17 protein-coding genes are annotated in these 13,788 nt (G+C 34.7%); 7 read left to right on the top strand and 10 right to left on the bottom strand.

Going from position 1 to position 13,788, the window contains the following annotated elements; translation table 11 throughout:
* Positions 1–98: 98 nt before the first annotated feature.
* Positions 99–782 carry an NAD(P)H-dependent oxidoreductase gene (locus CER22_RS21400; RefSeq protein ID WP_088609522.1) on the top strand — a complete coding sequence of 228 codons (684 nt, stop codon included), beginning with the start codon at positions 99–101 and terminating at the stop codon, positions 780–782.
* 155 nt (positions 783–937) lie between these two features.
* The gene (locus CER22_RS21405) at positions 938–1,219 is read left to right on the top strand and encodes a DUF1292 domain-containing protein (protein ID WP_002008111.1); all 282 of its coding nucleotides are present in this window, start codon (positions 938–940) and stop codon (positions 1,217–1,219) included.
* A gap of 205 nt (positions 1,220–1,424) precedes the next feature.
* Here CER22_RS21405 and CER22_RS21410 read toward each other — a convergent pair whose 3' ends face one another.
* The 6 genes from CER22_RS21410 to CER22_RS21440 form a co-directional block, all read right to left on the bottom strand.
* On the bottom strand, positions 1,425–2,495 hold the full coding sequence (locus CER22_RS21410) for a pyruvate kinase (protein WP_088609523.1): 1,071 nt from the start codon (positions 2,493–2,495) through the stop codon (positions 1,425–1,427).
* Between the two features lie 79 nt (positions 2,496–2,574).
* Complete coding sequence (locus CER22_RS21415) at positions 2,575–3,285, bottom strand: hypothetical protein (protein ID WP_088609524.1); 711 nt, start codon at positions 3,283–3,285, stop codon at positions 2,575–2,577.
* Positions 3,286–3,623: 338 nt separating this feature from the next.
* The gene (locus CER22_RS21425) at positions 3,624–4,382 is read right to left on the bottom strand and encodes an SDR family oxidoreductase (protein ID WP_088609526.1); all 759 of its coding nucleotides are present in this window, start codon (positions 4,380–4,382) and stop codon (positions 3,624–3,626) included.
* A gap of 56 nt (positions 4,383–4,438) precedes the next feature.
* Positions 4,439–6,097 (bottom strand): putative ABC transporter permease subunit, encoded by a 1,659-nt coding sequence (locus CER22_RS21430; RefSeq protein ID WP_088609527.1) that lies wholly within the window; start codon positions 6,095–6,097, stop codon positions 4,439–4,441.
* Entirely contained in the window at positions 6,090–6,815 is a 726-nt protein-coding gene (locus CER22_RS21435; protein WP_088609528.1) for an ABC transporter ATP-binding protein, read from the bottom strand. The genes CER22_RS21430 and CER22_RS21435 overlap by 8 nt, the downstream gene beginning before the upstream one ends.
* A gap of 88 nt (positions 6,816–6,903) precedes the next feature.
* Entirely contained in the window at positions 6,904–7,098 is a 195-nt protein-coding gene (locus CER22_RS21440; RefSeq protein WP_000958865.1) for a hypothetical protein, read from the bottom strand.
* Positions 7,099–7,277: 179 nt separating this feature from the next.
* On the opposite strand from CER22_RS21440, the gene CER22_RS21445 reads away from it, so the two are divergent.
* Together CER22_RS21445 and CER22_RS21450 are read left to right on the top strand one after the other, a co-directional pair.
* Positions 7,278–7,637, top strand: coding sequence for a DUF3796 domain-containing protein (locus CER22_RS21445; protein ID WP_033656368.1), 360 nt, complete (start codon positions 7,278–7,280; stop codon positions 7,635–7,637).
* Complete coding sequence (locus CER22_RS21450; protein WP_087984149.1) at positions 7,625–7,825, top strand: helix-turn-helix transcriptional regulator; 201 nt, start codon at positions 7,625–7,627, stop codon at positions 7,823–7,825. The genes CER22_RS21445 and CER22_RS21450 overlap by 13 nt, the downstream gene beginning before the upstream one ends.
* A 68-nt stretch (positions 7,826–7,893) precedes the next feature.
* Here the strand turns inward: CER22_RS21450 and CER22_RS21455 are convergent, their stop codons facing one another.
* Both CER22_RS21455 and CER22_RS21460 read right to left on the bottom strand, forming a co-directional pair.
* On the bottom strand, positions 7,894–8,856 hold the full coding sequence (locus CER22_RS21455) for a tubby C-terminal domain-like protein (RefSeq protein WP_088609529.1): 963 nt from the start codon (positions 8,854–8,856) through the stop codon (positions 7,894–7,896).
* Between the two features lie 72 nt (positions 8,857–8,928).
* Entirely contained in the window at positions 8,929–9,639 is a 711-nt protein-coding gene (locus CER22_RS21460) for a YjjG family noncanonical pyrimidine nucleotidase (protein WP_088064048.1), read from the bottom strand.
* A gap of 271 nt (positions 9,640–9,910) precedes the next feature.
* On the opposite strand from CER22_RS21460, the gene CER22_RS21465 reads away from it, so the two are divergent.
* Positions 9,911–10,384: a DUF1648 domain-containing protein gene (locus CER22_RS21465; RefSeq protein ID WP_306298741.1), complete on the top strand. Its 474-nt coding sequence runs from the start codon at positions 9,911–9,913 to the stop codon at positions 10,382–10,384.
* A 38-nt stretch (positions 10,385–10,422) separates the two neighbouring features.
* Here CER22_RS21465 and CER22_RS21470 read toward each other — a convergent pair whose 3' ends face one another.
* Both CER22_RS21470 and CER22_RS21475 read right to left on the bottom strand, forming a co-directional pair.
* Positions 10,423–11,445, bottom strand: coding sequence for a tyrosine-protein phosphatase (locus tag CER22_RS21470; RefSeq protein ID WP_088609530.1), 1,023 nt, complete (start codon positions 11,443–11,445; stop codon positions 10,423–10,425).
* 174 nt (positions 11,446–11,619) lie between these two features.
* Complete coding sequence (locus tag CER22_RS21475; RefSeq protein ID WP_088609531.1) at positions 11,620–12,342, bottom strand: GNAT family N-acetyltransferase; 723 nt, start codon at positions 12,340–12,342, stop codon at positions 11,620–11,622.
* 123 nt (positions 12,343–12,465) lie between these two features.
* On the opposite strand from CER22_RS21475, the gene CER22_RS21480 reads away from it, so the two are divergent.
* The gene (locus tag CER22_RS21480) at positions 12,466–13,305 is read left to right on the top strand and encodes a DUF2785 domain-containing protein (RefSeq protein ID WP_088081922.1); all 840 of its coding nucleotides are present in this window, start codon (positions 12,466–12,468) and stop codon (positions 13,303–13,305) included.
* A 17-nt stretch (positions 13,306–13,322) separates the two neighbouring features.
* Positions 13,323–13,772 carry an NUDIX hydrolase gene (locus CER22_RS21485; RefSeq protein WP_088609532.1) on the top strand — a complete coding sequence of 150 codons (450 nt, stop codon included), beginning with the start codon at positions 13,323–13,325 and terminating at the stop codon, positions 13,770–13,772.
* Positions 13,773–13,788: the final 16 nt, after the last annotated feature.

Here is a 13,788-nt window from a genome sequence, read left to right on the forward strand (position 1 = left end):
TTTTGATACTATAACACATAAATGTGCGTACTTGTATCTATGTTACTTTAAAAATATAATTTACTTACAAAAATAAATTAATGAAAAGAGGAACTTTTATGACAAATACAAAACAAATTACAAAAGAGAAAATTATGGAGGCTTTCCATTTCAGACATGCATGTAAAGAGTTCGATCTTATGCACAAAATTTCAGAAGAGGATTTTCATTTCATTTTAGAAACAGGCAGATTATCTCCTTCTTCTTTTGGTTATGAACCTTGGAAATTTATTGTCGTACAAAATAAAGAATTAAGAGAAAAACTACAACCGTATTCATGGGGCGCTGGTGGGCAACTTGCAACAGCTAGTCACTTTGTCATTGTTCTTTCAAGAAATATTAAAGATATGCATTATGATGCAGAGTATATTAAACATATGATGAACGATATTATTGGATTACCTGAAGACACTCAAAAAATTAGATATGAATTCTTCAAAAAGTTCCAGGAAACAGATTTTAACTTATTACAATCCGATCGTGCTGTATTTGATTGGGCATCTAAGCAAACTTATATTGCTTTAGGTAATATGATGACGAGTGCAGCTCAAATCGGCATTGATTCTTGTCCAATAGAAGGATTTGATAAAGAGAAAATAGATTCTTTACTTCGTCAAGAAGGCATTATAAAAGACGATAATCTTGAAGTATCTGTTATGGTTGCCTTTGGTTACCGTAAAGAAGAGCCAAAGCGTGATAAAACAAGACAAACTATGGATACAATTGTTGAATGGATTAAGTAATATAGCACTCACAAATAAAACTCCTTCTAGCTAAATACTTATTCTATTGAAGAATCAGTTGTTTTTCTAATGTATGAAATTGATTTTTCATGGAAAGATATGTTAGTATGTATACAGTTTGAGCGCTCTATTTTTTAGAGTCGAACAGGAGGAGAATGGATATGTCTGATATTGAAGTTGGCGAAGTGTTTACTCTCAGTGATGAGAATAATGAGGATCAGGAAGTAGAAGTACTCGGAGCGATGGATGTCGAAGGCGCAGAATATATTGCAGTTGCCTTCGTAGAAGACATTCAAACAGAATCTGAGGAAGACATTGATATTTTCTTTTTAAAAGTAGAAGAAGATAATGAGTTTTCATACATTGAAAATGATGAAGAGTTTGATAAAGTATCTGCTGCTTTTGATAAAATTTTGGACGAGCAAGAGCAAGAATAATAAGAATGAAAAACACGAGGGTGGATGCATATCCGCCCTCTTTTTATTTATCCCGCTATTCGCCGGGCAGTAAGACTCCCACCTCAAAATTCGGCAAATGCGGAGGAGTTAGGTGGGAGTCTTACTGCCCGTAAAAGCCCAATTGGTGAGGGCTGATAATCAGTGAGGGATGGACAAAACCCCCACTGATTAAAGTTTCACTTTATCACTCATCCAAAGACTTATGCAACAATTCCAGTACATCTTTCATCACAAATGGCCCCTCTTTTTTCACATGCTCAGCGAATTCAGAAACGAGACGTAATGTTCTTACACTTTCAATTGGATGCTCGCCTGATGCACTTTCAGCAGACAGCATAACAGCGTTCGTTCCGTCCAGTACAGCTTGAAACACATCAGTTACCTCAGCCCTTGTTGGAATAGAATGATCTACCATTGATTGAAGCATTTGTGTCGCTGTAATAACATATGTATTCGTTCGATTACATTCCTGAATCATCATTTTCTGCAAGAGCGGAATAAATTGATACGGCAACTCTACTCCTAAATCACCCCTTGCAATCATAATTCCGTCTGCTTCTTTACATATATCTTGAAAATTCCCGATTGCTTCCATCGTTTCTATTTTGGCAATTACATTAGGTGAAGTTTCTTTGTACTGTTGTATATAATCTCGTATTTCTTTTATATGACTAGGTTTCCGTACGAAAGAACATGCGATAAAATCAACATCCTCTTCTAGAAGAAACTGAATGTCTTTTTTATCTTTCTCCGTAATAGCTGGTAAACTAACGATTGCCCCTGGTAAGTTCACCCCTTTATGAGATGAGATATTACCACCTATTTTGACCTTTGTTTCTATTTTATCCGCACTTACCGTTTCAACGATTAACTCAACTTCTCCATCATTAATTAAAATTCTACTTCCAACTTTCACATCATTCGTGATTCCTTCATAATCAACATTTGCTTCTCTATTGCTCCCTGTAACTGCTTGCGTATGTAAAATAAAAGAATCTCCCGCCTGAAGTGTAATTTGTTCTCCTTTTACTTCACCTAACCTTATTTTAGGACCTTGTACATCGCCTAAAATTTTAATAGAATCGTCTAACGATTTGACTAAACGAATGATGTCTTTATGACTTTCATGCGTGCCATGTGATAAATTCAAGCGCACTATTTTCATACCATTGTTTATTAACTGCGCTAACGTTTCTTTATTATTACTTGCTGGCCCAATTGTACAAACTCGATCTATTGTCATTTTTATCACCATCCTTTTTCGTTAGGTTTCCCATAAACTTTACTTACACTCTCAACACAAAAAAGCCTACTTCCACAGTAGGCTTTTCAAACTACGAAAGTTTCGTTAATAACTGAGTTAAATCTTTTTTCGTTTTCGTCGTTAATGATTTCATTTTATTAATATCTATCTTTTCTTTCTCCGCTCCTACAATTAACGGATACATACTTTGTCCGATTGTTTTATATTCAGTTGGGTGAGATGCTTCTAACTCTTTCTCGATTACATCCCACTTTTCATTAATTTGTTTTCCAAGTTTATTTACTGTTTCTAATTTCGGATTTGCAGCTAATTGCTTGTCTAAACTATCAACTAATGCAGCAACTTCTTTTACATTTGTTTTCACAGCTACGCTTTTCTTCGGATCTTTCGTTGTTTTTCCGTTTGAGTTTGTACTTGTACTTTGATCTGTTGTTTTTCCGCTAGTCGTTTCGTCATTCGTTTTTCCTGTCGTCTCTTTTTCTTTTGTTTTCACATTCTCATTTTGAGATGACGTTTTACCGTTACTCTCTGTTCCTGATGATTCTTTCGTATTTTTTGCATCCTTATCTGTTTTTTCATTTGAAGAAGTATTTGTATCTTTTTCAGTATCTTTCGTTGTTTTTGACGTCTCATCTGCACTTGTCGTTTTTGATTCTCCTTCATTTTGCGCTGTTACTTGCTCTTTCTTTTCTGTCTCTTTATCTGCTGAAGGACTACAAGCTGCCATAGTAAGCATTGTACCAATTGTTATCGATGCGATAGCGACCTTTTTCATTTTCATATAAATCCCCCTATGTTTACTTTATTTATCCTCCCCTTTACGATTCGATTTCCCCTTAAAAAATCCCTTTTCACATGAATCACCATCTTTCCGACAGTAATCTTCATAATAATACGTACAAAAACTGATAAACCCATTTGAATATTCGAGTTTCTTCTACTTCATTTTTCTTCTCTGTAGTAAAAGAAAAAGAGTATATTGTCAAATTAAGAATTACTATCTTCATATGACGATATACTCTCCTATCAAATTTTTATCTTTCTTGACATTTTATTCAAACAAAAAAATAAAATTTTCTTTTATTTTTTTGTTTCTCAACAATTGTTAACATAATATATTTATGAGTAACCACCGTTCGAATGAATGACTTGCCCCGTAATCCATTTTGCTTCTTCACTTACTAAAAAAGAAATTAAGCGTGCTGCATCTGACGGTTCTCCTACTTTACCTTGTGGGAACTTCCATACTAAATGATTCTTCAGCTCCTCTGTAATCCATCCTGTATTCGTCGGTCCTGGATCAACAGCATTCACTGTAATCCCCTTCTCCATCGCAACTGGTGCTACTGATTTTGTAAATGCTTCAATTGCTCCTTTCGTTGCTGCGTATGCTAGTTCATCAGGCATTGGCCCTAGTGACTGTCCTGAAGTAAGGTTAATAATACTTCCATTCGTTTTCAGTGCATAATGTTTTATAAATAATGAACTTAATTGCATAGTAGCGCGGACATTTACTGTATAATGTTTATCTAGCTGTTCTACATTTAATTCTTCAATTCTTGTATGTGTAGAATACGCTGCATTATTAATTAAAATAGATGGATCACCTAAACGTTCTGAGACCATATAAAACAAACGATTTGGCGAATACGACTGCGATAAATTGATTTCTGCCATTTCACATCGAACACCTAAACTTTCAATCTCCTCTTTCAACAAAAAGGGCTCTTTGTCATGCATTCCCCACGGCATCGCTTTATCATACTGAGACCAGTACGTGAAAAAAATGTCTATCCCTTTTTGAGCAAGCACCTTGCATACAGCTGCACCAATTCCATTCAGACGAGTTGCCCCTGTTACAATTGCTATTTTCTTCACCTTTTCTCCTCCATCTATGGATAAATCCCCTGCACGAATACAGAGGATCTATCTTTTTATTCAATATTTGATAATATGCGTTCTGCACCTAATTTTAAAATTTTAATGAAGATATAATTTACAATCGTAAACATTACAAATAAAACGATAAACATAACCCACAGTCCTACTTGAAGGAAGAAGTATAATAGACTTACTCCCGCTACAATAACTAAAGCTATAAAAATATTAGCTAAAAAATTCCACAATGTTGTATAGCGGCTCTTAAATAATTTCTGCTCTGTATCCCAATGTATATCTGCAGTTTGTGCATCCCAGCGTGTACCAATTAAATTAATTAACAGTAAACCGTTCGCACTTAGTAAAAACCACAGTAACATGAATACAGGAGAAATCCCAGCTACAACTGCCATCGTAATACCGAATACTGCTAAAATAATTACATTAATTAACCAAGCAGTGATCGCTTTCGCAAAAAAGATATCCGAAGCTTTTACAGGTAAATAACGATTCACAAACCAAGAGCTTCCATCACGTGAAAATGATGTTGTTGCGATAACGTTACTTCCCATTAAAAATAACGATGCACAAAGTCCTACACCAATCGCCAATCCTGCTGATTTTGGGTTATCAATATACCCTGTAATCCATTTTAAATTCCCATCTTGCACGAATAAAACAAAGAATAACATAATCGGCATAACGAAAGTTTGTACGATACAATTTAAGAAAAATTGCGGTGTACGGAATAACGTTTTAAATTCTTTTTTCACATACGCTTTTAAATGTGAACTTTGTACCGTTGATTTTTGTAAACCTTCTGCTGAAATGACCTCTTTTTTTGCTGTACTAGTTGAAAGTCCAATAACCCCTTTTAAATATGTACGCTCTGCAATGTAATAAAACAACACAAAAAATACAAATGAAATAAGTGCAAAGATTATTACGTATAAAGGTCCCTTCCAATTTGCATTTTCTACTAATGCCACTGCTCCAAAATATGTAGTCGGAAAATAATTTGTCATTTGTACTAAAAGAGAAGATTGGTTGTTCGCAAGATAATTCGTAAGCGCATCTTCAGAAAACGAGCTTTTATTTTTCCACTGTAAAAATACATTAATTCCTACAATAAATAGTATACTTACGATTCCAATAAATATATTGCCTCGATCTTTGTTTTTCGCTATATTTGTATACCTCATAATAACTGTCATCAGTAATGAAGCTAATACTAACGGCACAATCGGGAAGAGTAAGTAAATAAAAATCATGTATATATAATATGTAATAAATGCGCTACTTTTTAACCCGTACGTAATAAAGATTGGTAATAAAATAAATGAACTCATTACGTATTGTGTAATTAATACCGTTAAAAATTTTGCCGAAATAATTTGTGCTGGTTTTAATGGTAATGGCAATAACATTTCAATGTCATTACTGTAGTAAAATACAGTTAAAATGTTCGTTATACTCATTAAAAATACCCATATACTCGCAATCGCAAGTCCCATTGCGATAATCATTCCTGGGTCTTGCCCTAAATGTTTCACACCCTCATACATTCCGTGCGTCATCGAACCAAATATTAAAAAGCCAACAAATAAAATGGCTGCAAATGAAAATACATACGCCCATCGCTTCTTCTTATCTGTTATGAAATCTGCATAATTTAATTTCAATAATACTTTCGTTAACGTCCAAATCTTACTCATTGCCCGTCATCTCCAAGAACATTTTTTCAAGTGATTCATTGGATTTAAAATGATCTCTCATTTCATCTAAATTCCCTTTAAACTGAAGATTTCCCTTATTAATAATCGCAACGCGGTCACATATTTTTTCCGCTACTTCTAATACGTGTGTAGAGAAAAATACAATCTTTCCTTTATCCGCATGTTCTCTCATCATTTCTTTTAAAATATATGCAGATTTCGGATCAAGCCCCGTTAATGGTTCATCTAAAATCCATACATCTGGCTCATGCACGAGCACACCAATAATAACGATTTTTTGTCTCATACCGTGCGAGTAACTTTGAATTTGATCCGATAACGCATTGTAAAGATCAAATTTCTTTGCTAAAGACTCGATTCGTTCTTGGCGTACTTCTTTCGGCACTTCATACATATCTGCCATAAAGTTTAAATATTCAAGTCCCTTTAAACGTAAAAACATATCTGGACTATCTGGAACATAACCAAACGTCTTTTTCGCTTCCATCGGATTTTTCATAATATCTATACCGTTAATCGTAATCGTCCCTTTGTCCACCCCATGAATACCAGTAATCATCTTAATTGTCGTTGATTTACCCGCACCATTCGGCCCTAAAAATCCAAAGATTTCTCCGCTAGGCACAGATAAACTTAAATCTTTTACTGCATAGGTAGACCCATTATAACTTTTTGACACATTCGTAATTTCAATCATTCCATCCAATCCTTTCCTTAATTACCAAATAACTATATTAATATTATAGCATACTTCTATTTTTAGATTTTTATATTTTTTCAGTTTTTTAACCTTTAAAATAAATATACACGCCTAATCCAACGATTAAAACGACAGCTAATATAATATAAATCATCGTCAGCCGTTTAATATTCCCTTTTGTCGCTTTACTATAATTCGCATCACCATTTCGCCCAATTAACACCGTCGCCACTACAGTAATGACTACAAGTAATACAACGATCATGATCCAAGTTAACATTCCTTCCTCCCCCTCCTTACAACCATTTTACAATATTATCCTCTTTATTTCGCAGTATATTTCCTCTTTTTACTATTATTATGAAAAGAATTGGAAAACTATTATTACTATACATTTCTATATGTGATATATTTATAACATAACGTGATTTATTTCTAACACTGAAAGGAGAATCTATCGTGAAAACAACTTGGATAAAATATTTAGGATTTCTCGGTTTCTTCGGTTTCCTCGGCTTTTTTTATGAAAAAGGATTGTTTACTATGTTTTGTTTCTTCTCCTTTTTCACAACGTATAGAACGGTTCAACACGATGAACTATTTGAACAAATCGTCAATAAATCGTGCCGCAATGCCTTTATCGTTACATTACTAACGACCGCTATCATTATGTTTATTGAAATGTTATTTCCAAACCCGGCGCTACAAGAGATTGATATCGCTCTTATTTTCAGCACACTCATTCTTACGTTCGGCTTCTCTATGTTCTTTTATGATAAACCTGTTGATGAAATGGAAGATGCGCCATGGCGTTCGTAACGAGAATAAAAGAATACCGCGCCAAATCGAACATGACACAAGAAGATTTAGCGAAAACTGTTGGTGTACGTCGTGAAACGATAAGCCATCTCGAAAAAGGAAAATATAACCCTTCCTTACAACTCGCTCACGATATAGCGAAGGCACTTCATAGTACGATTGATGAGATTTTTATTTTTGAGGATTAATTAAGGACACAAAATCACATAAAAATACCGGCATCCTTCCCATAAAGAATGCCGGTACTTCTCATTTATCAACCATACAAAACAGCATGAAATACGCCTAACAGTAAGTATTGATCTTCTATATAATTTTCATCATATACATCCATCTCGATATAATACATATCTTCCTCAAGACGAATATTCCAATCTGCGATTACATAGCCGTTTCGTAATAACTTTCCAAGCCCAATTGAAGTTTTGTGAACAACATATTCTTCTCCCTTATATGTAAAAGTAAATAAGAAATTTGCATCTAATAACTTTCCGTCACATACAAGTATTTCATGCTCTGCATCATTATTATCGATGTACGTTACTAAAATCCTTCTTTGACGCTGCCTACTTACATCCTTTGCAATGACACGAATATTGTCCTTACTATCCTTTATTTCATAAATGATATTACTACCGACTTTCGGAATGAAGTCTAGCACTTTCATCAACGCATTTTTATAATAGCCCCGTACTGCGCCTACTCCTTCACTTCCATTGTAAACCTCTATTGAAGTCGTATCCGCTTTACTATCACACAGTCGTTTATAAGAAAGCTGCATCATTCGCTCTCCTCTTAAGTACTGATCAAACGTCACAGGATATTCTATCGCGCGCAGCTCCTTATTGAGCTCATTCAAATAACGCCCAACGCTTTCTACTAATACTGTAGTCGATATACGCTCTTGAAGTTCAAATTGCTGCCAACTGGAAGCAACTCTCCACTGATCTTCCTCTTCATATACGAATCCGAGAATTACTTCCTCACGGTCACTCGTTTCATAATTCAACTGTTCGTTCTTCCCATGTTGCACTTGTTCCATCCACTGTCCTAAATAAATGCCGAGCTCTGCGACCTTCATACATGACTTTTGAAAAAGTACTCTGTCACCCACATGAATCGTTAAATCCCCTTCAATAAAGCCATTTGCATAAGCAGCATACCGTGGCTCATCTTTCTGCGGAATACTCTTGTCTAACTCAAATAATAACGTTAACATCTTTCACTCACCTCTAGTTATTACACCGATCGTACCTATAAATTGAACGCAACTCAAATTATATCGACACGATTAAAATGAAACTACCTTTTCTTCCGCCACTTCCACAATTTCTAAAATTTGTAGCAGGCTCTCCACTTCATAAGTCGGCTTAACATCTGTCTTATTTTCTTTCAAACTTGGATTATACCAACACGTATCAATGCCGTAATCTTCTCCGCCTTTCATATCAGAAGTTAGCGAATCTCCGACCATTAGTACACTTGATTTATCAGTAATCCCAAACTTCTCAAATGCATAATCAAAAATCTCACGCGCTGGTTTTTGATGACCAACCTCTTCTGAAATAATAATATGATCAAAGAAGTTACATAAAGGCGAATTTCCAATTCTCGATTGTTGCACCTTCGTATATCCATTCGTAATAATACCTAACTTGCAATCTTGTAGTTTCTCACATAATTGTACTGCACCTTCTATAAGATGTACTTCTTTCCCTAAGTTTTCAAGGTATACATCACTAAATTGCTGCGCATCTACTTCTATATTATGCAGTGCAAATAATTGTCTAAATCGATCTACCGCTAATTCACTTAGTGTAATCATTTTATTTTCTAAATCTCTCCATAATCCATTACTAATCTCTTTATAACTTGCAAGATAATCATCATATCCTGTAGGCATGCCAAACTGTACAAACGCGTTATGTAATGCGTTTCTTTCCGTCTCAGGAAAATCTAATAATGTATCATCTACGTCGAATAATATAACTTTGTATTTCATTATGCTCTCCTCAACTAGTACGTTATTTACAACTTGTATTTTCTCATTAATCGTCTCTTAAGTCGAACTTTTTCCCTTTACGAATAATAGCTGTACAGCAATCTTAAAGTTGTTTCAGACACACGAATCATGTTATTCAAAAATAATTAATTGTGAAAATACTATAAATTTGAGATAATTTGGATAATGAATCCATTTTTAAAAAAGGGAATACTGGAATAGAAAGGGGCGGAAAGACATAGTAAATTCATGGGGAAGACCTAAAATACAAATCCCAAAAACAAAAAGTGAATGGGTTGGAGATATCATTGGATATTCATTATTCTTTGGATCAATCATTTTTTTGATTATCATTTGGGGAAGATTACCCGAGGAAGTACCCACACATTATAACGCATATGGGGCTGTAGATCGCTGGGGATCAAAGTGGCAACTTTTGCTTCTACCAGGAATTGGGGCATTCATACTCCTTTTAATGCAAACTTTAGAAAAGTTTCCAGAAGTTCATAACTACCCACAAAGACTTAATGAATCGAATGCTCCGCTGTTTTATTTAAATAGCAGAAAAATGCTTAATCAATTAAAAAATGTCTGTTTACTTATTTTTGCTTTCATCCAATTTGAAACAATTTCAATAGCTTTAGATTGGAGCGGCGGTTTCGGAAAATTATTTTTACCGATATTGTTAATTGGGACAGTTATTCCAATTGTCATAGGAATAATAAGACAACGAAAAATTTCATAATAGAAACAGGAGGCTAATCCAATTAGCCTCCCTCCTCATTATTTATCCTCTAGCAATAACACTTTCATGTCTTCTAACGACTCTTTCGTAAAGCCAAGTGCTTTTTCAGCATACGCTTCAAATGAACCGTATTGCTTTTTCACTTCATCAATCGCAGCTTGTAAATATTCAGCGCGCGCTTCAAACATTGCACCTAATATCGCTCTACTTTCATCGTTTTGAATTTTTGCACCTAAAAAAGCCATCATTTTTTCATTTAATTTTTCACGGAAGCCGTTACTTAGTAAATAGTCTTCCATTACTGTTTTTTCCGGTACACCTAGTAAAAGTAATAATAGTGCTGATCCGAATCCAGTACGGTCTTTTCCAGCTGTACAGTGGTTTACTAACGGTAAGTTTTCTGGGTTTTGTGCTAAGTTTAAGAAGCTCACGAATGCTTCATTACCACTTACGAAATCTTGATTCATTTTCACAAGATACTCGCCTGGTTTCCCTAACATAGAAAGGTCACCAACTTGGAAAAATTCATTTATGTTCAAGTCTTTTGCCAAGTCTTGCATAACTGGTAAGCACACTTGACGAGCACCCGTAATCTCTGGATTCGGCTTATGCTTCACTTCAAAATCTGTACGGTAGTCACAAATTAATTTTAAGCCAGACTTTTGTAAATAGTCGATATCCCACTCTGTTAGTCCTGCTAATTCTTCAGAACGGTACAACTTGCCCCATTTTACTTTACGGCCTTCAGTCGTTTCATATCCTCCCATATCACGGAAGTTAAACGCGCCTTGTAATGGCAATCTACGCTCAGCTACTGTCACTGCTTGTCCATTACTTCCTACTAGTCTAAAATATGGACGTTCAGTTTCACTCGGGTTTTGAACTGTACATGATGATTCTCCATTTACCGTTGCAAGTAATTCTCCCGTTTCTTCAATATGCTCTGGTGAAGTACTCCAGTAAATGCGAACTTCTTCTATATTATTTTCCCACTTTATATATAACGTATTGTCTTCATTTCTTTCTACAGTTGCTTGTAACCAATTTCTTTGCTGCTCCATTCTTTCACCAACACTTTCTCGTATAATCGAATCTTTCTCTATTGTATTATAGGAATATCTATTTTGTCGTTCTCATTTTTCTTTTTATCTTACAAACAGGCTAGAAGTTCTTTTACTTGTTCAAAATTTGTACACGGATTCCCGTTAAACAAGTTCAAGAACCTTTTCCCCCTCCTAAAACCTTCTCACATATCGCTCAGTACAACTTAACAACTGACATCCATTCTTTTCAAAGACATCCTTCATCCACTCATTTTGTACATTTGTCTCGCCAATATAATAAGATGCGCCTATTTCTTTTAAGACAAACATTGCCCCTGTAAAGAACGCTGCTTCATACCCTTTATTTCGCATATTTGGAGCAACTGCGAAATACATTAGTTTTCCTTCTTCTAACGTACCACTCTCAATATGCGGGATTACAATTCCTACCGGCTCTTCATCGACACTCGCTGTTAAACAATGCTCTTTCCATTGCTCACCAATTTCTTGTAGCATCATATTTACAAAGTGATCATAATCGATTTGTTCTCCCGTCACTTCATTCCACAATGAATAAAAAGCGTCTTCGCCTATCTCTTCAATAAGCTTAAAATCAATTTCACTTTCGACACCTTCTACTTCATATATATCCTTAAATACAATCATGTTTTCAGTAGCATATTCAAATGAATACGTTTCGAAAGATTTCTTATATACATCATAATTTGGGCTTTTTGAAGAAATTTCAAAATGTAAGTTTTCTATTCCCTCTTTTTCAGCCTCAGCAACGCAATACTGCACTATTTCTTCTAATTGCTCTTCTGTAAAAAGCTCTGCATTATTTTCTTTTATCATAATAGAAGAAGCATTTCTTCTTATTTTAAAATGTTTTTCTAACTGTTCTATAGTCATCATATACTTCCCTCATCTATGTCATACTCGAATTTCTACTTGTTCTCCTTGCATGAGCAGGATTGTCCTTGAATATATAGAATACTAGAAAACATCGCATCTTTAAAGTGCGGAGGAGGTTCTCCATTGGATATTACAACGTTACAACAACAGTTAGAGCTTATACAACAAAATGACTATACGCAACTGCAACATATAGATATAAATGAGTTAACACTCAACATGCTTCAGTATATCGGAACGACTGATAGTTACGTTCGTTACCAACTTATATATAAATGTTTTGCACATTTCATTCATCATGAATTCCTTATGGATGATCAGCTGAAATTACTTTTACAAACTTGTTTAAGTGATGAGTATTTATATTGTGACATTTACTCCCCGCATACAGATGGGGTTTTCACACGTTCTTACACTGTTTCGTTACTTGCGTTAATACTCCAATTCGCTAACTCGCACTACTTTTTTACAGAAGAGGATATCGAAGAAATAAAAAACAAACTCATTACATACACAAACTTAGAAACAGATTTCCGAGGCTATATTGAAAATAAAGGATGGGCTCATTGTCTTGCCCACGTATCTGATGCCTTTACTGAAATTGTTCACAATTCCTATACGACTTTTGAGTGGTATGAAGAATTAATTCATTGTTTATTGAATAAAATCTTCATTCCATCTGACCTTTTTCATAATAATGAAGATGAACGGATTGTTACACCGTTACTATCGATGCTATATCATGATTTTCCGCAAGATGAGTTAATTTCAATTATTTATAAAAAAATAAAAAGGCTTCCTCAAATTAGAAAACGCCTTTCGCTTAATGAGTATTGTATATTATGTGCCAACATTAAAACCTTTTTACGCACATTATTTTTCAGAACGAAAGATGATCATAACTTAGCCTATACAGCACGTAAAACAGAAAGAATGTTAAAAGAACTTCCTAACTATTATTAAAAGCAAGGAGAAATAACATGGGTTATATTGAAGACATGAGAAATTTAGTAGGAAATCATCCACTTATTTTAATAGGTTCACACGCCATTATATTAAATGAGAAAAATGAAATATTACTGCAGCTACGTACAGATTTTAACCGCTGGGGCATTATTGGCGGCGCCTTAGAATATAACGAAACGTTAGAATACGCTTTAAAGCGAGAAGTGTATGAGGAAACTGGACTTATTATTAAAAATCCAGAACTATTCCGTACATACTCAGGACCAGATTTCTTTCAAATCTATCCAAACGGCAATCAAGTACACGGTGTACTCGTTGTTTATATTTGCCGCGAATTCAATGGCGAACTTGTATGCGACCAAACGGAATCGAAAGAACTGCGCTTCTTTCCGCTAGATGAGTTACCTAGTAATCTTCCTTCTGTTATTGAGAGGATTGTTACTGACTTTCAGAATTCGAATTGAACTATTAATATAGTCA

The sequence above is a fragment of the Bacillus sp. K2I17 genome, from assembly GCF_002209985.1.
In the GTDB taxonomy this organism is placed as follows: Bacteria; Bacillota; Bacilli; order Bacillales; family Bacillaceae_G; genus Bacillus_A; species Bacillus_A wiedmannii.